We start from the raw sequence: 17,983 nt of genomic DNA on the forward strand, positions 1-17,983 counted from the left end.
ATGGCCAACCTTCGCGACATTAAGAAGCGAATCTCCTCGGTTACCACGACCAAGCAGATCACGCGCACGATGGAGATGGTCTCTACGGCCAAGATTCGTCGTGCCCTCGATCGCTCCAAGCAGGCCGAGCCCTATAAGGAGGCGCTGACCGACGTCATGTTGACGGTCGCCGGCGACGCCTCCTGTTCGGGCACCGATCCCATGCTGCAGAAGCATGAGAGCGTCAAGCATGGCCTGATTGTCGTTATTGCCTCGGACCGCGGCCTTGCCGGCGGTTTCAATACGACGGTGGAGCGCACGGCCGAAAAGCTCGCCGCTTCTTGGGCGAACGACGGCATCGAATGCGAGATCATCGCGTGCGGGCGTAAGCCGGCCACGTATTTCCGTGACCGCGCAAACGTTGTCATGCACTTTGAGGGCAACTCCTCTGAGCCCGATTTCAATCAGGCCCGCATGATCTCCTCTCATATCTGCGATGCGTATCGTGCCGGTGAGCTTGACCGTGTCGAGCTTGTCTACCACCACGCCAAGAACCGCGTGGATCAGGAGCTTCGCGTCGAGCATCTGTTGCCGCTCGACCCCGAGATGATCGCTATGGCCCACGGTCCGCGTAAGAACGAGACCGACGCCCCTAAGCGCATCTCGTCCACGTTCGAGTTCGTGCCCTCTCCCGAGCATGTTCTCGGCAAGCTTGTGCCGTCTTATATCCTGACGGTCATCTACCAGGCCCTGATCGATTCGGCGGCTGCCGAGCAGGGTGCACGCCGCAAGGCCATGCACTCCGCGACGGAAAACGCCACCGCGATCATCTCGACCCTTACCCGCACGTATAGTCGCGTGCGCCAGGCTTCGATCACGACCGAGATTAACGAGATCGTCGGCGGAGCCTCAGCATTGGAGGAACAGTAATGGCTAATAACACCGTAAAGCTTGCGGTCGAGGAAGCCACCAAGAAGACGACTGCCGGTGATGGTCGCATCGTGCGAATCATCGGCCCTGTCGTCGACGTCAAGTTTGACGGCGCGGTGCCCCCGATCTACAACGCGCTCACGGTCGAGGCCGAGACCCCGATCGGTCATCTGAGCACGATCCTCGAGGTCGAGAGCCAGCTTCCGGGCGGCGTCGTCCGCACGGTCGCCATGTCCTCGACCGACGGCCTGCAGCGCGGCCTCATCGCCACCGATACCGGTGAGCCCATGAAGATGCCCGTTGGTCCCAAGACGCTCGGCCGCATTTGGAACGTCATGGGCAAGCCCGTCGACGGCAAGCCCATGCCCGAGGTGGAGGAGTTCTACCCCATCCACCATGCAGCGCCCCGTTTCGACGAGCTCACCACCAAGACCGAGATCTTCGAGACCGGCATCAAGGCCGTCGACCTGCTCGAGCCCTACATCCGCGGCGGCAAGACAGGTCTGTTCGGCGGCGCCGGCGTCGGCAAGACCGTTCTGATCCAGGAGCTCATCAACAACCTCGCCCAGGAGCACGGCGGCACCTCGGTGTTCACCGGCGTCGGCGAGCGTACCCGCGAGGGCACCGACCTGTTCCTCGAGATGAGCGAGTCTGGCGTTATCGACAAGACCTGCTTGGTCTATGGTCAGATGAACGAGCCGCCCGGAGCGCGTCTGCGCATCGGTCTGGCCGGCCTTACCACCGCTGAGTACTTCCGCGATCGCGGCCAGGACGTTCTGCTGTTCATCGACAACATCTTCCGCTTCTCCCAGGCAGGTTCCGAGGTTTCCGCACTGCTGGGCCGTATGCCGTCCGCCGTTGGTTACCAGCCCACGCTGGCAACCGAGATGGGCGACCTCCAGGAGCGCATTACCTCGACCAAGACGGGCTCCATTACCTCCGTCCAGGCTGTCTACGTCCCCGCAGACGACCTGACCGACCCGGCGCCTGCCACGACGTTTACGCACCTCGACGCCACCACGGTTCTTTCGCGTAGCATTTCGTCGCTCGGCCTGTTCCCGGCTATCGACCCGCTCGCATCTTCCTCCGACGCTCTCGATCCCTCGATTGTCGGCGAGGAGCACTACCGTGTCGCCGTCAAGGTCCAGGAGCTCCTGCAGGAGTACTCCGACCTTCAGGACATCATCGCCATTCTGGGTATGGACGAGCTGTCCGAGGAGCAGCGCCTTACGGTCAACCGTGCCCGTAAGATTCAGCAGTTCCTCTCGCAGTCCTTCCACGTCGCCGAGAAGTTCACCGGCAACCCCGGTGTCTACGTCCGCGTCGAGGATACCGTCCGCTCTTTCGCCGAGATTGTCGACGGCAAGGCCGATGACCTGCCCGAGCAGGCTTTCCGCTATGCTTCCACGATTGAGGACGTGCGCGAGCGCGCCCGCAAGATGGGGGAGAAGTAGGTTATGCGTATCCGCATCGTGTGCCCCGTGAGCTGCGCCTATGAGGGCGACGCTGCGTTTGTGTCGATTCCGTCCACGGATGGCGAGTTTGGCGTTCTGCCTGCTCACTCCAGCGAGATCTGCACGATCGACCGCGGTTACGTTCGCGTTTCCGATAAGGCCATGGGCACTGTCGACCACACGTTTGCCGTGGCCGGCGGCTATGCCCAGGTTGCGGACGATGTCGTGACCGTTCTCGCCGAGCGCGCTTGCGATTTGGCGACCGTCGATGCCGACAAGCTTAAAGCTGATATTCAAGGTTTTGAAGAGAAGCTGGGTAATTTGTCGGAGGATGATGCACGCCGCGCCTACCTCTATAATGAAATCGCATGGTGTAAGCTCAAGCTTGCCCAATAGTCAAACGATTTAGCGTTCGACCATTTGCGAACACATCATGCCCGGGATGGCCCAGCCACCCCGGGCATGCTTTTTGAAAGGGTAGACCTTGGATATTATCCGCGTTGAGGGTGGCCACGCCATCGGAGGCTCCGTGCCCGTTTCGGGCGCCAAGAACTCCGCGCTCAAACTCATGGCGGCAACGCTTCTGGCGCCGGGCAAGACGACGCTGCAGAACGTGCCCGATATTTCCGATGTCCACGTGATGGGCAAGGTGCTCAAAGGCATGGGCGCTACGATCGATGTTCTCGACGAACACACGCTCGAGATTGATACCTCTCAGGTCGATTCATGGGAGGCCCCCTACGAGCTCGTTGCCAAGATGCGCGCTTCCACCGCCGTCATGGGACCCCTGCTGGGCCGCTTCCATCGCGCCAAAATTGCCATGCCGGGCGGCTGCAACCTGGGTGCTCGCAAGATCGATATGCACATTCTTGGTCTTGAGGCCCTGGGCGTTGAGTTCGATACCGCCCACGGTTACATCAACGCTAATGCGCCCCAAGGTCTGCGCGGTACCACCGTCACGCTCGAGTTCGCCAGTGTCGGTGCGACCGAGAACCTCATTATGGCATCCGTGCGCGCGAAGGGCACCACGGTTATCGACAATGCCGCCCGCGAGCCCGAGATCGTCGATCTCGCCAACATGCTCAACGAGATGGGCGCTAAGATTGTCGGCGCCGGTACGCCTGTCGTGACCATCGAGGGCGTGGAAGAGCTGCATCCCGTTACCCATCGCGTAGTGGGCGACCGCATCGAGGCCGGCACCTTTATCGTCGCCGGTGCGTTGATGGCCGACGATCGCGGTGTCGACGTCACGGGTTTTTGCCCCATTCACTTGGGCATGGTGCTCAAGAAGATGGAGCTCATGGGTATCGACTGCGAGCGCGTCGAGGATGGCGTCCATGTAAACCGTGCCGAGCGTATCAAGCCGGTCGACATCCAGACGCTTCCGTTCCCCGGTTTCCCGACCGACATGCAGGCGCAGATTATGGTGCTCTCCGCCCTTGCCGACGGCAGTTCCGTTATTACCGAAAACATCTTCGAGAATCGCTTTATGTTTGCCTCTGAGCTGGTGCGCATGGGTGCCGACATTCGTATCGAGAGCCATCATGCCATGATTCATGGCGTCAAGGGCTTCTCGGGTGCACAGGTTACCTCGCCCGATCTGCGCGGCGGAGCGGCCCTCGTCGTAGCGGGCTTGATCGCCGACGGGACGACCGAGGTTTCGGCTATCCATCACATCAAGCGCGGCTACGAGCAGTTTGTCGAAAAGCTGCAGGCGCTCGGTGCGCATGTCGAGCATGCTACCGTCCCCGATCCCGTCATCTACTAATACAGGTTGCCTATGTTTAATAAAAAGCCCCTCGCGGATACCACCACCCGAAGACCCTCAACTGGTGCGCAGGCCAAGATCTACAGTCGCGATAACGTGGCTCGCTATTCCGAGCGCGCTCGTCAACGTCGCCGTAGCCACACGATTCGTCACGTCGCGCTCATTGTCGTGCTTGGCGTGCTGCTGAGTGCCACTACCGCTGCCGGCCTGTGGTTTGCCACCATTATGGGCAAGCTCGGCGATTCTAATGTCATTACCGACAATCTGCGTCGGGTTCTGGTTGACACCGATGAGGCAAAGGATCCGTTCTACGTGCTGCTTCTTGGCACCGATGGCCGTCCGGGCGAGGATACGTATCGTGCCGACTCGATTATCCTGGCACGCATCGACCCCACGCAAAAGCAGGCGACGCTCATTTCCGTTCCGCGCGACACCAAGGTCGAGTACAAGGGCGAGACCATGAAGATCAACGCCTGCCATACCGTTGGCGGCGCCGAGGCCATGGTCGAGGCGGTCAACGAGCTGTGCGGTGTTCAGATTTCCCACTATGCCGAGGTCAGCTTCGACGGTATGCAGGCGCTGATTGATTCGGTTGGCGGTATCGACATTAACGCAACCGATGATGTTGACGACCCCGAGCACCTGGATATTAAGATTACCGCTGGCCAGCAGCATATGGACGGTGCCACCGCCCTTACCTATGCCCGCTGCCGCTACACCTATGCCGACGGCGATTACACGCGCATGCGCCACCAGCGTCAGGTGCTTGGCGCCCTTGCCAACCAGATTCTCAATAACTTCGATGCCACGAAGATCTTTGGCCTGGTTAATTCGCTGTCCGATATGCTCGTAACCGATATGAGCGTTCAGGATATCGTGGCTACGGTCAACGCCATGCGCGGTATGGATGTCGACGGTATCTACTCGGCCAACCTGCCCTCGTACGCCGACGACAGCACCATGATCGACGGTGTGAGCTACGTCTTTGTCTACGAGGACGAGCTCAAGGAAATGATGGAGCGCGTCGACGCCGGCAAGGACCCCAAGGGTCCCAACACCATGGGCCTTTCCGACGGTTCCAGCTCTACGATCGGCGACCTGAACAACAACACGTCTGACGACTACGCAAACGGTACCGCAACCTCATCGGTCAGCTCTGACGATTCCGATGACTCAAGCGATTCGAGCGATTCGGACTACTACGAAGAGCCCACCGGCGACGGCAACGGCTACGAAGCCAACTACTAGAGTTACGCGGTTTTACCAAACCGCGTAACCAGTTGACGCTGCAAACCCGCCAGAGCGGCAATCTGCCTTTCAACTTCGGCGGCATGATCAAAAGATCAATGCCACCTCGTTTCAAGGCACCTTGCTCGCTCTGGCGGGTTTTCGCTGTCGGTGCCAAAACATCGGCGTAACACTTGGCACATGGGTAGTCATTGGGGACGTTCTTAAACGACTGGTCAAAGGGGGCACTCTTGATGCACTTGGCACTTGGGGACGTTCCTTTTGTACCGGCAGTTTGGGACACTCCTTGCTTCAAGAGGCTGGCGTGCGTCAACCTATTCTCGTTGCAGTAAAAAAACCGCCCCGTTCTTGGTTGAGGACGGGGCGATTCGTCTTTTGGACTTGTGCAGCCAGGCTTATGCAAAGCGGGCGACGAGCTCCTGGAGCACGTCGGTCATCTTGACGAGCGAACTGACCGGGACGAACTCGTTGACGCCGTGGTAGCAATAGCCGCCGGTGGAAAGGTTGGGGCAGGGCAGACCGCGGAACGACAGCTGAGCGCCGTCGGTGCCGCCGCGAATCGGCAGCACTTGGGGCTCAACGCCGCAGGCAAGGTAGGCTTCCTTGGCAACATCAATAAGCTCGGGATAGTCACGAACGATCTCGGCCATATTTCGATACTGCTGCTTAATCTCGACCGTCACGCGCTCCTCACCCAGACGCTGGTTGAGCATCGAGGCGGCGGCATCAACAAGGTCGAGTTTCTGCTGGAACTTGGCGGCGTCATGGTCGCGGACGATATAGCGCGCTGTGGCGTGATCGACGGTCGCAGATACACCCTCAAGGTGATAAAAGCCCTCGTAGCCTTCCGTATACTCCGGGCGCTGCACGTAAGGGAGCAACGCGTTGAAGTCACAGAACAGATTGCCTGCGTTGACCATACGGCCCTTAGCGTCGCCCGGGTGGATGGACTGGCCCTCAAAGCGGACGGTCGCCTCGGCGGCGTTAAAGCACTCCCACTCCAGCTCGCCGATGGGGCCGCCGTCGACCGTGTAGGCGTACTTGCAGCCAAAGGTATCGATATCCAACAGCTCGGCTCCGTGGCCGATCTCCTCGTCAGGGCAGAAGCAAATGCCGAGTGCGGGATGGGGCAGAGAAGGGTCCTGAGCGATACGCGCGACAAGCGACATGATCTCGGCGACGCCTGCCTTGTCGTCCGCGCCCAGCAGCGTGGTGCCATCGCTGCAGACCAGGTCCTCACCCGCGAGGTCATTCAGGGCGGGAAGCTTGGCGGTACTCATGGCAACGGGCTTACCGTCAACCGTGCCGCAGACCAGGTCGCCGCCTTCGTAGTGTACGATGTGCGGCTTCACGCCGGCGCCCGGTGCAACTTCGGTGGTGTCGAGATGGGCGATCAGGCCCAGGGCGGGCTTGTCCTCAGCGCCCGCACTTGCGGGGATATGCGCGCAGACATAGGCGTGCTCGGTCACGTGGGCATCTTCCGCACCAAGCTCGCGCAGCTCTTCAGCCAGCACGTTGGCAAGGTCAAACTGAACGGCGCTCGAGGGTACCTGGTCGCAGTTTGCATCCTCGGACTGCGTGTTGATCTGGACGTAGCGCAAAAAGCGTTCGAGGACATCGGGGCTCGTGGTGGTGTTTTCCATAAAGACCGCTCCAATCTTGGTCGTCGTGTGCAACAAGAACTCTAGCACGGTATGCCACGGCATACCACGACGCTTGGATGGGGTAGAATCAGCCATTGAATGCAGAAGGGACGGAAGATCATGGATACGACAAATAGCTCGCGCGAACTACATCTGACGGTGGCGAACGAAGACTACTTGGAGTGCATGGTTCGCATTGAAAGCGAAGAGGGGGAAACCAACGGCGTGCGATCGGTCGACATCGCGCAGCGCCTTGGCGTCTCCAAGGCATCGGTCAATAAAGCGGTTTCGGCGCTCAAGGCATCCGAGCTTGTCGAGCAATCGCACTACGGCAAGGTAATCCTGACCGATCGCGGTCGCGAGGTTGGCACGGCTATCTGGTACCGTCATCGCCTCATCCGCACGTTTTTGGTTCAGGAGCTCGGTGTCGAATTTGAGCGAGCCGATTCCGAGGCCTGCATGATGGAGCATGCGCTATCCGAGGACACGATGAGCCGCTGGCTCGCCTATCTCGAAAAGCAGGGAATCAGCGTCGAGGAATAGCGGGATATATATGGATACGAGTTATTACAACCGCTTTGGTGCCGAGGAACTTACGCGCCGCTTGTCGAGCGAGACCTTGTTGGCGCAGGGCCCCATGGGCAGTGTTCTGTTGAGTGAGTACGATGCCGCCGACATTCCACCGGCGTTTTGGAATCTGGCAGAGCCGCAGACCGTTTCTCGTATCCATCGCTTGTATGTCGCCGCCGGCGCGCAGGTGCTCATTACCAACACCTTTCAGGCATCGAGCTATGCCCTCAAGCACGACCAGATTGCGCCGTCCGTGGCGGAGGTCAATCGCGGGGCCGTCGACGATGCCCGCCAGGCGCACCCTCAGCTGCTGCTAGGCTCGATGGGCCCGATCGGTATTGAGTGGTTTGCCGAGGACTCTGCCGAGTATCGTGAAATCCGAGGCATTGCGCGCGAACAGGCGCACGCCTTGCTCAACGCCGGCGTTGACGGTCTGCTGATCGAGACGGTGACGTCTATCCGTAATTTGCAGCCCATGCTTGCCGGCGCCCGAGATGCCGCCGATGGCATGCCTGTTCTGGTGAGTTTTGTCGTTGACGATAAAGGCGACCTGTTGGGCGATGGCCTCAACATCGAGGCAGCCGTTTTGTACGCCGAAAAACACGGCGCAAATTCGGTTGGTGTTAATTGCTGTTCGCTTGCGGCCGCGAACGCGGCGGTGCCCAGGATGGTCGCATCGGCGACTACTCCCGTCACGGTGCGTCCCAACGTAGGCGATCCGGTCCAGACTCAGGATGGCCCCGTATGGCACGAGAACCCCGAAGCTTTCGCGCGCGCATGCATCGAATGGAGACATGCCGGTGCCGCAATGGTGGGCAGTTGCTGTGGAACCACGGCAATCACTACGGCCGCGATGGCCGAGGCGCTCGATATATAAAGGGCAAACCGCTCCATACGGGGCGGTTTTTTTATTGCTTGCATGTCCTCGGCAGCATTTGCCCAAATGGTGAATGCTGGTGCCGGCAGGTTGCCGAGTGCATGTTGCGGGTATACCCCATGCGTACCATGATCCAAACACTGTGAGGTGTCTGCGCGTGTGCGCGATAATTCATTTTGGAACTGACGGTTGGCGCGCTCGCGTCGATGAGGACTTCACTGCCGATAACGTTGCCCGTATCGCCGATGCCGTCGGCGAGTTGTGGCAAAAGACCAATCCGGGCAAAACGGTATATATAGGGTTCGACACCCGGCCCCTGGCGCGCGAGTTCGCTGAGCTTGCGGCGGGCGTGCTAGCAGCGCACGGGCTAGACGCCGTGCTCGCTTCGCGACCTGTCCCGACCCCTGCCCTTACGTGGGCGGCGGCTTATGACGGTGAAGCGTGCGGCGCGCTCATGGTGACGGGGTCCCATCATCCGCAGGGCTATCTGTGCCTCAAGATTCGCATGGGTGACGGCTCGACCGCCAACCAGGATGTCATCGAAGAGCTCGAAGAGACTATGGCTCCCGAGCCAATGGGGATCGAGGGGCAATATCGCACCGCGGATATCATTCCTGACTATATGCAGGCGGTGGCATCGTTTGTCGATGCCGAAGCCATCCGCGCCGCGCACTTGCGCGTGGTTGTCGATCCCATGGGCGGCGCAGCCCAGGGCTATCTAGCCGACTTGCTGCGCGAGCTTGGCGTTGAGGTGCACGAGATTCACGCCGGGCAGGCGTCTGACCAAGAAGATATCTGCCCCGACCCCGTTGAACCGTGGGTGGACGCTTGCGAGCGCACGGTTATCGAGGACGGAGCTTGCGCTGGCCTGGTGACCGACGGCGACGCCGACCGTATCGGCGCGGTTGACGAGCGCGGCAGATATATACATCCGCATCAGATCATGGCGCTCGTTTTGGGCGACTTGGTTCAATTTCGTAATTTGGAGGGGCGCGTCGTCGTCAATCTTTCATGCTCGACGCTCGTGCGTCGCATTGCCGAGGCGCTTGGCTGCCGCGTGACCGTCAAACCAGTCGGTTTCAAATATATAGCGGCGGAGATGAAGAAGGGCGGCGTCCTCATAGGCGGCGAAGAAGCCGGTGGTATCGGCATCGCCGCGCATATGCCCGAGCGCGATGGAATCCTCGCCTGTCTGATTCTGTGTGAGCTTATGGCAAAGACGGGCGCGCCTTTGGGCGTTCTGGTCGACCAACTCGAGGACAGTTTTGGTAAGACGAGTTACGGTCGACGCGATTTGCGCCTTGAGGCCGAAGATGCCGAAACGTTGCGAACCCTGCTGCCGGGCGTAAACCCCAAGTCGATTTGTGGCAAGGTGCCGCAAAACGTTAGCCATATGGATGGCTTGCGTTTGGCATTCGAGGATGACACGTGGCTGCTGGTCCGTCCTAGCGGGACCGAACCGGTGGTGCGCGTCTACGCCGAGGGGTTCTCGGTGGAAGAACGTGATGAGTTGCTCGATGCTGGCTGTGCTTTAGCTAGGGGGACGTATCCGCTTTAACCATGAGACTGCCTTATATAAAGAGATGCTCGGCGAGCGGTAGGTAACGGCTGGCAAACGTTAGTCGGATCAAAAGATGTGTAGGAAATGTGTACGCCCAGATTCCCGCCCCCGGGGCCCCTCCGGTCTGGCAATATATCTCCTTGCCGCGCGGCCCGGTGGAACCGGATGAGCCGCAAAGCGTGCACCTTGAGAACCGGATACTGCGAGGATGGACACACCAGATGTGTCGCATCCGGGCAGACATCGAACCATTTGAAATGGTCTAACTTGGATTTGTTTTTCGCAAGGCCGCCGAGAGGCGGCCCCGAGAAATTCCTTTTCCTATACTAGAACCATATGAATCGAACGGAACCGATCAGCGATGACTGAGAGGACCGGACGGGCTCGAAGCCCATACATTTTGGACGGAGAGTTCGATCCTGGCTCAGGATGAACGCTGGCGGCGCGCCTAACACATGCAAGTCGAACGGCACCCCTCTCCGGAGGGAAGCGAGTGGCGAACGGCTGAGTAACACGTGGAGAACCTGCCCCCTCCCCCGGGATAGCCGCCCGAAAGGACGGGTAATACCGGATACCCCCGGGCGCCGCATGGCGCCCGGGCTAAAGCCCCGACGGGAGGGGATGGCTCCGCGGCCCATCAGGTAGACGGCGGGGTGACGGCCCACCGTGCCGACAACGGGTAGCCGGGTTGAGAGACCGACCGGCCAGATTGGGACTGAGACACGGCCCAGACTCCTACGGGAGGCAGCAGTGGGGAATCTTGCGCAATGGGGGGAACCCTGACGCAGCGACGCCGCGTGCGGGACGGAGGCCTTCGGGTCGTAAACCGCTTTCAGCAGGGAAGAGTCAAGACTGTACCTGCAGAAGAAGCCCCGGCTAACTACGTGCCAGCAGCCGCGGTAATACGTAGGGGGCGAGCGTTATCCGGATTCATTGGGCGTAAAGCGCGCGTAGGCGGCCCGGCAGGCCGGGGGTCGAAGCGGGGGGCTCAACCCCCCGAAGCCCCCGGAACCTCCGCGGCTTGGGTCCGGTAGGGGAGGGTGGAACACCCGGTGTAGCGGTGGAATGCGCAGATATCGGGTGGAACACCGGTGGCGAAGGCGGCCCTCTGGGCCGAGACCGACGCTGAGGCGCGAAAGCTGGGGGAGCGAACAGGATTAGATACCCTGGTAGTCCCAGCCGTAAACGATGGACGCTAGGTGTGGGGGGACGATCCCCCCGTGCCGCAGCCAACGCATTAAGCGTCCCGCCTGGGGAGTACGGCCGCAAGGCTAAAACTCAAAGGAATTGACGGGGGCCCGCACAAGCAGCGGAGCATGTGGCTTAATTCGAAGCAACGCGAAGAACCTTACCAGGGCTTGACATATGGGTGAAGCGGGGGAGACCCCGTGGCCGAGAGGAGCCCATACAGGTGGTGCATGGCTGTCGTCAGCTCGTGTCGTGAGATGTTGGGTTAAGTCCCGCAACGAGCGCAACCCCCGCCGCGTGTTGCCATCGGGTGATGCCGGGAACCCACGCGGGACCGCCGCCGTCAAGGCGGAGGAGGGCGGGGACGACGTCAAGTCATCATGCCCCTTATGCCCTGGGCTGCACACGTGCTACAATGGCCGGTACAGAGGGATGCCACCCCGCGAGGGGGAGCGGATCCCGGAAAGCCGGCCCCAGTTCGGATTGGGGGCTGCAACCCGCCCCCATGAAGTCGGAGTTGCTAGTAATCGCGGATCAGCATGCCGCGGTGAATGCGTTCCCGGGCCTTGTACACACCGCCCGTCACACCACCCGAGTCGTCTGCACCCGAAGTCGCCGGCCCAACCGTCAAGGGGGGAGGCGCCGAAGGTGTGGAGGGTGAGGGGGGTGAAGTCGTAACAAGGTAGCCGTACCGGAAGGTGCGGCTGGATCACCTCCTTTCTAGGGAGATACATTCTTAGAGAGACAAACTTTAACTCGAATAGAGGGCAGGAGCCCGTCCGGTAGATGTCCCGCCACGGATGATTCCCCGCAGCACCCGGTCCCCGGGGTCGCACCCGCGTACCTTGAGAGCCGCATAGCGATAGGAGAGAGATGGAAGATCAATTTCTTCCAGACTCGATTCTTTTCTGCGATTTATCAGACAGAATGATAGCAATCATTCATCCGATCCAAACAAGAAGAATTCACTTATATATGAGTGAGGAGCATCTGATCGCGAGCACAGTTCAACTACTGTGCCGCGGTATGAGATACCCGAATTGCGACATACGAGCGCTATTCATGATATCGATTAATTAATTTTAGCGACACGTGGATATCCCGCGGGCCCGATGCGGTCCCGCAAGATACCACGGGCGCACGGCGGATGCCTTGGCACAGGGAGCCGATGAAGGACGCGGCAAGCTGCGATAATCCCCGGCGAGGAGCACACATCCTTCGACCCGGGGGTCTCCGAATGGGCGAACCCATGCACAGCGGTGTGCATATCCCCCCGCTGAACACATAGGCGGGGGGAGGACAACCCGGGGAACTGAAACATCTAAGTACCCGGAGGAGAGGAAATCAATCTCGAGACTCCCCGAGTAGCGGCGAGCGAAAGGGGACCGATGGCCAAACCGTCGAGCGGGCATACCCGGCAGGGGTTCCGCCGACGGGGTTGCAGGGCCGCGCATCCGGGGGCTGCCGCCCCCGGGCGCAGGTCCGGCTGGGGAGCGGAACGGCATGGGAGGGCCGGCCGCAGCGGGTGACAGCCCCGTACGCGAACCCAGACCGGACGGCGCGACGCGGTCCCTGAGTAGGGCCGGGCACGTGAAACCCGGTCCGAACCTGGGTGGACCACCATCCAAGCCTGAGTACTACCCTGTGACCGATAGCGCACCAGTACCGTGAGGGAAAGGTGAAAAGCACCCCGGGAGGGGAGTGAAACAGTACCTGAAACCGTGCGCCCACGAGCAGTCGGAGCAACTTTATGTTGTGACGGCGTGCCTTTTGTAGAATGAGCCAGCGAGTCGCTGGCGCGGGGCGAGGTTAACCGAAAGGGAGCCGGAGCGAAAGCGAGCCTTAACAGGGCGACTTGAGTCCCGCGCCGCGGACGCGAAGCCGGGTGAGCTATCCGTGGGCAGGCTGAAGCGGGGGTAAGACCCCGTGGAGGGCCGAACGCACGTCGGTTGAAAACGGCGGCGATGACCTGCGGATAGGGGTGAAAGGCCAATCAAACCCGGAGATATCTCGTTCTCCCCGAAATAGCTTTAGGGCTAGCGTCGCGCGTTCACCGCCGGAGGTAGAGCACCGGATGGACGAGGGGGCTTCGCCGCCTACCGAATCCAACCGAACTCCGAATGCCGGCGGCCCAGAGCGCGGCAGTCAGAGCATGTGGGCTAAGCTGTGTGCTCGAGAGGGAAACAGCCCGGACCGCCCGCTAAGGTCCCCAAGTTCCAGCCGAGTGGCAAAGGATGTGCGTCCGCCCAGACAACCAGGATGTTGGCTTAGAAGCAGCCATCCATTCAAAGAGTGCGTAACAGCTCACTGGTCGAGTGGACATGCGCCGACAATACACGGGGCTAAGCTGGACACCGAAGCGGCGGGATTTTAATTCATTAGAATCGGTAGGGGAGCTTCCCATGGGCGGAGAAGCCGGAGGGCGACCGACGGTGGAGCGCATGGGAGTGAGAATGCTGGCATGAGTAGCGAGAGACGAGAGAGTAACTCGTCCGCCGTGAACCCGAGGTTTCCTGGGCAAGGCTAATCCTCCCAGGGTCAGTCGGGGGCTAAGGCGAGGCCGGTAGGCGTAGCCGACGCGCAGCAGGCAGACATTCCTGCACCGCGCACGCGGCGCTACGACCGACGGGGCGACGGATGGGGGTGGCTCGGCGGGGTTCTGGACGTCCCCGTGATGGAGCGCGGCCCGCGGACCAGGGAAATCCGGTCCGCATCGAGGGCGAGGCTCCGGACGAAGCGACTGAGCGAAGCGAGTGAGCCCGAGGTCCCTAGAAAAACCCCTAGGCAGGCGCGTGCGCGCCCGTACCGCAAACCGACACAGGTGGGTGGGTAGAACATACCGAGGCGATCGGGTCAACCATGGTCAAGGAACTCGGCACAATGGCCCCGTAACTTCGGGAGAAGGGGTGCCCGCGCGTACGTGAACCGGCTCGCCCGGGGAGCGGAGGCGGGCCGCAGTGGAGAGGCCCAAGCGACTGTTTACCAAAAACACAGGACTCTGCAGAAGCCGCAAGGCGACGTATAGGGTCTGACGCCTGCCCGGTGCCGGAAGGTCACGCGGAGGAGTTAGCCGATTCGGCGAAGCCCCGAAGCCAAGCCCCGGTAAACGGCGGCCGTAACTATAACGGTCCTAAGGTAGCGAAATTCCTTGTCGGGTAAGTTCCGACCTGCACGAAAGGCGCAACGACTTGGGCGCTGTCTCGACCATGGACCCGGTGAAATTGCACTGGTCGTGAAGATGCGACTTACCCGCGGAAGGACGGAAAGACCCCGTGAACCTTCACTGCAGCTTGGCATTGGCCGCTGGTCCCGCGTGTAGAGGATAGGCAGGAGGCACAGATCCGGAGGCGCCAGCCCCCGGGGAGCCGCCCTTGGAATACTGCCCTCGCGCGACCGGCGTCCTAACCCGAGGCCGTCAACCGGCTCGGGGACCGTGCCAGGCGGGCAGTTTGACTGGGGCGGTCGCCTCCTAAAGGGTAACGGAGGCGCGCGAAGGTCCGCTCGGGACGGTCGGCAACCGTCCTTTTGAATGCAAGAGTACAAGCGGGCTTGACTGCGAGGCCCACAAGCCGAGCAGGTGCGAAAGCAGGCTCTAGTGATCCGGCGGCCCCGAGTGGGTGGGCCGTCGCTCAACGGATAAAAGGTACTCCGGGGATAACAGGCTGATCTTGCCCAAGAGTCCACATCGACGGCAAGGTTTGGCACCTCGATGTCGGCTCATCGCATCCTGGGGCTGGAGCAGGTCCCAAGGGTACGGCTGTTCGCCGTTTAAAGCGGTACGCGAGCTGGGTTCAGAACGTCGTGAGACAGTTCGGTCCCTATCCTCCGTGGGCGCAGGAGAATCGATGGAGGCTGCCCCCAGTACGAGAGGACCGGGGTGGACGCACCTCCGGTGAACCGGTTGTCGACCAACGGCACGGCCGGGTAGCCGCGTGCGGCGCGGATAACCGCTGAAGGCATCTAAGCGGGAAGCCGTTCCAGGGATTAGTTCTCCTTCCGGTAAGGGCCCAGGTAGACTACCTGGTCGATAGACGGCAGGTGCAAGGGCGGCGACGTCCTCAGCCGAGCCGCACTAATCGCCCGAGCTCTTCCGGAACCGCACCTCGCGGCCCGCGGGACTTAGCGCTTGCGCGGTCCGGGCACGAGGATGCCCCCGAGTCATCTTTCCTATGCGCCATGCGGCCCCCAGGGCACGTGTAAGGTGAGACCCAGGACACCGTAACGGTGGGCGCCGCCCACCGGTCAGCGGCCAGAGCATGGGGGGCACGCCCGGTCCCGTTCCGAACCCGGAAGCTAAGCCCCATCGCGCCGAGAGTACTGCGGGGTCAGCCCGTGGGAGGCCAGGGCGCCGCTGACCGGTGGACGGCACCGAGCCGTACGCTTGAACTGAGAAGGGGGAGGCCTCGCGGCCTCCCCCTTTTTGCGTTGTATAAGCTGATAATTGCCCTTTCTGTTTTAGGAGTGCTTGGATTGACTTTAGTCGAGGACATCGTTGTCGTCCGCGGTGAGGTAGAGCCGATCTTCTTGCTTATGTCGCTTTCTGGTGGCGCTCAGTCGGCTCCAGGGTTCTGTCGCCACGTTTATCCGGACGGATCTTTTGCTCCTTATTTCCAGTAAATCAATTAAGGGGGCGCGTTTCAATCAAATACACTCCGCCTGCGGGGGCTCTATCTAATTAGTGATAGAGCCCCCGCAGGCGTTTTATAGGTTTGTTAACGTTGTCCTTCAATTTATGACGGGTTAATTTGCGGATACAAACGAGGGTATAAAGATGCTATGTCTACAGTGGACAGCGAGATTCCCGAGGTCATACGGTCTGTCCAAGGTTTATGACCATATGTGTGACTCTGAGCAACTCGGAGCCCAGTTAATTAATTTGTGAACAAAATATGGAGTGCGCGATTCCCGCCCACGGCGCCCCTCCGGTCTGGCAATATATCTCCTTGCCGCGCGGCCCGGTCGGACCGGGAACCAGCGCAGGCGTGCACCTTGAGAACCGGATACTGCGAGGATGGACACACCAGTTGTGTCGCATCCGGGCAGACATCGAACCATTTGAAATGGTCTAACTTGGATTTGTTTTTCGCAAGGCCGCCGAGAGGCGGCCCCGAGAAATTCCTTTTCCTATCTAATAGAACCATATGAATCGAACGGAACCGATCAGCGATGACTGAGAGGACCGGACGGGCTCGAAGCCCATACATTTTGGACGGAGAGTTCGATCCTGGCTCAGGATGAACGCTGGCGGCGCGCCTAACACATGCAAGTCGAACGGCACCCCTCTCCGGAGGGAAGCGAGTGGCGAACGGCTGAGTAACACGTGGAGAACCTGCCCCCTCCCCCGGGATAGCCGCCCGAAAGGACGGGTAATACCGGATACCCCCGGGCGCCGCATGGCGCCCGGGCTAAAGCCCCGACGGGAGGGGATGGCTCCGCGGCCCATCAGGTAGACGGCGGGGTGACGGCCCACCGTGCCGACAACGGGTAGCCGGGTTGAGAGACCGACCGGCCAGATTGGGACTGAGACACGGCCCAGACTCCTACGGGAGGCAGCAGTGGGGAATCTTGCGCAATGGGGGGAACCCTGACGCAGCGACGCCGCGTGCGGGACGGAGGCCTTCGGGTCGTAAACCGCTTTCAGCAGGGAAGAGTCAAGACTGTACCTGCAGAAGAAGCCCCGGCTAACTACGTGCCAGCAGCCGCGGTAATACGTAGGGGGCGAGCGTTATCCGGATTCATTGGGCGTAAAGCGCGCGTAGGCGGCCCGGCAGGCCGGGGGTCGAAGCGGGGGGCTCAACCCCCCGAAGCCCCCGGAACCTCCGCGGCTTGGGTCCGGTAGGGGAGGGTGGAACACCCGGTGTAGCGGTGGAATGCGCAGATATCGGGTGGAACACCGGTGGCGAAGGCGGCCCTCTGGGCCGAGACCGACGCTGAGGCGCGAAAGCTGGGGGAGCGAACAGGATTAGATACCCTGGTAGTCCCAGCCGTAAACGATGGACGCTAGGTGTGGGGGGACGATCCCCCCGTGCCGCAGCCAACGCATTAAGCGTCCCGCCTGGGGAGTACGGCCGCAAGGCTAAAACTCAAAGGAATTGACGGGGGCCCGCACAAGCAGCGGAGCATGTGGCTTAATTCGAAGCAACGCGAAGAACCTTACCAGGGCTTGACATATGGGTGAAGCGGGGGAGACCCCGTGGCCGAGAGGAGCCCATACAGGTGGTGCATGGCTGTCGTCAGCTCGTGTCGTGAGATGTTGGGTTAAGTCCCGCAACGAGCGCAACCCCCGCCGCGTGTTGCCATCGGGTGATGCCGGGAACCCACGCGGGACCGCCGCCGTCAAGGCGGAGGAGGGCGGGGACGACGTCAAGTCATCATGCCCCTTATGCCCTGGGCTGCACACGTGCTACAATGGCCGGTACAGAGGGATGCCACCCCGCGAGGGGGAGCGGATCCCGGAAAGCCGGCCCCAGTTCGGATTGGGGGCTGCAACCCGCCCCCATGAAGTCGGAGTTGCTAGTAATCGCGGATCAGCATGCCGCGGTGAATGCGTTCCCGGGCCTTGTACACACCGCCCGTCACACCACCCGAGTCGTCTGCACCCGAAGTCGCCGGCCCAACCGTCAAGGGGGGAGGCGCCGAAGGTGTGGAGGGTGAGGGGGGTGAAGTCGTAACAAGGTAGCCGTACCGGAAGGTGCGGCTGGATCACCTCCTTTCTAGGGAGATACATTCTTAGAGAGACAAACTTTAACTCGAATAGAGGGCAGG

At 61.0% G+C, this 17,983-nt stretch carries 9 protein-coding genes and 4 rRNA genes; 12 read left to right on the plus strand and 1 reads right to left on the minus strand.

The annotated features are described in order from the left end of the window. The 5 genes from atpG to ACKUTP_RS02760 all read left to right on the plus strand — a co-directional run bounded on the left by atpG (position 1) and on the right by ACKUTP_RS02760 (position 5,379). Positions 1–909, plus strand: coding sequence for an ATP synthase F1 subunit gamma (gene atpG, locus ACKUTP_RS02740; protein ID WP_006235716.1), 909 nt, complete (start codon positions 1–3; stop codon positions 907–909). Further along, positions 909–2,363, plus strand: a complete 1,455-nt coding sequence (gene atpD, locus ACKUTP_RS02745; RefSeq protein ID WP_006235717.1) for a F0F1 ATP synthase subunit beta — start codon at positions 909–911, stop codon at positions 2,361–2,363. The genes atpG and atpD overlap by 1 nt, the downstream gene beginning before the upstream one ends. Positions 2,364–2,366: 3 nt before the next feature. Further along, the gene (atpC, locus tag ACKUTP_RS02750) at positions 2,367–2,759 is read left to right on the plus strand and encodes an ATP synthase F1 subunit epsilon (protein WP_006235718.1); all 393 of its coding nucleotides are present in this window, start codon (positions 2,367–2,369) and stop codon (positions 2,757–2,759) included. 88 nt (positions 2,760–2,847) lie between these two features. Further along, on the plus strand, positions 2,848–4,131 hold the full coding sequence (gene murA / locus ACKUTP_RS02755) for a UDP-N-acetylglucosamine 1-carboxyvinyltransferase (protein ID WP_117821434.1): 1,284 nt from the start codon (positions 2,848–2,850) through the stop codon (positions 4,129–4,131). A gap of 12 nt (positions 4,132–4,143) precedes the next feature. Then, positions 4,144–5,379, plus strand: a complete 1,236-nt coding sequence (locus ACKUTP_RS02760) for an LCP family protein (RefSeq protein WP_089573100.1) — start codon at positions 4,144–4,146, stop codon at positions 5,377–5,379. A 395-nt stretch (positions 5,380–5,774) separates the two neighbouring features. On the opposite strand, the gene pepT is transcribed toward ACKUTP_RS02760, so the two are convergent. Continuing rightward, entirely contained in the window at positions 5,775–7,022 is a 1,248-nt protein-coding gene (gene pepT, locus ACKUTP_RS02765) for a peptidase T (RefSeq protein ID WP_152067898.1), read from the minus strand. A 120-nt stretch (positions 7,023–7,142) separates the two neighbouring features. Here pepT and ACKUTP_RS02770 point away from each other — a divergent pair, with 120 nt between their 5' ends. The 7 genes from ACKUTP_RS02770 to ACKUTP_RS02800 all read left to right on the plus strand — a co-directional run bounded on the left by ACKUTP_RS02770 (position 7,143) and on the right by ACKUTP_RS02800 (position 17,931). After that, complete coding sequence (locus tag ACKUTP_RS02770; RefSeq protein ID WP_040359600.1) at positions 7,143–7,565, plus strand: metal-dependent transcriptional regulator; 423 nt, start codon at positions 7,143–7,145, stop codon at positions 7,563–7,565. 10 nt (positions 7,566–7,575) lie between these two features. Beyond that, positions 7,576–8,469, plus strand: a complete 894-nt coding sequence (locus tag ACKUTP_RS02775) for a homocysteine S-methyltransferase family protein (RefSeq protein ID WP_035138801.1) — start codon at positions 7,576–7,578, stop codon at positions 8,467–8,469. A gap of 157 nt (positions 8,470–8,626) precedes the next feature. Continuing rightward, positions 8,627–10,027, plus strand: coding sequence for a phosphoglucomutase/phosphomannomutase family protein (locus tag ACKUTP_RS02780; protein WP_409063503.1), 1,401 nt, complete (start codon positions 8,627–8,629; stop codon positions 10,025–10,027). Between the two features lie 404 nt (positions 10,028–10,431). Continuing rightward, positions 10,432–11,938, plus strand: a 16S ribosomal RNA gene (locus ACKUTP_RS02785). A gap of 400 nt (positions 11,939–12,338) precedes the next feature. Next, positions 12,339–15,314: ribosomal RNA gene (locus ACKUTP_RS02790) — 23S ribosomal RNA — on the plus strand. 145 nt (positions 15,315–15,459) lie between these two features. Then, positions 15,460–15,575: ribosomal RNA gene (gene rrf / locus ACKUTP_RS02795) — 5S ribosomal RNA — on the plus strand. Positions 15,576–16,424: 849 nt separating this feature from the next. Next, positions 16,425–17,931, plus strand: a 16S ribosomal RNA gene (locus tag ACKUTP_RS02800). The 16S, 23S and 5S rRNA genes sit together here, the layout of an rRNA operon. Positions 17,932–17,983 lie beyond the last annotated feature (52 nt).

The sequence above is a fragment of the Collinsella sp. wc0529 genome (genome assembly GCF_046116875.1).
Classification (GTDB): domain Bacteria; phylum Actinomycetota; class Coriobacteriia; order Coriobacteriales; family Coriobacteriaceae; genus Collinsella.

Coding starts and splice junctions, on each gene's coding strand:
- atpG (WP_006235716.1), top strand. CDS start 1: ATGGCCAACCTTCGCGACATTAAGAAGCGAATCTCCTCGGTTACCACG.
- atpD (WP_006235717.1), top strand. CDS start 909: ATGGCTAATAACACCGTAAAGCTTGCGGTCGAGGAAGCCACCAAGAAG.
- atpC (WP_006235718.1), top strand. CDS start 2,367: ATGCGTATCCGCATCGTGTGCCCCGTGAGCTGCGCCTATGAGGGCGAC.
- ACKUTP_RS02760 (WP_089573100.1), top strand. CDS start 4,144: ATGTTTAATAAAAAGCCCCTCGCGGATACCACCACCCGAAGACCCTCA.
- pepT (WP_152067898.1), bottom strand. CDS start 7,022: ATGGAAAACACCACCACGAGCCCCGATGTCCTCGAACGCTTTTTGCGC.
- ACKUTP_RS02770 (WP_040359600.1), top strand. CDS start 7,143: ATGGATACGACAAATAGCTCGCGCGAACTACATCTGACGGTGGCGAAC.
- ACKUTP_RS02775 (WP_035138801.1), top strand. CDS start 7,576: ATGGATACGAGTTATTACAACCGCTTTGGTGCCGAGGAACTTACGCGC.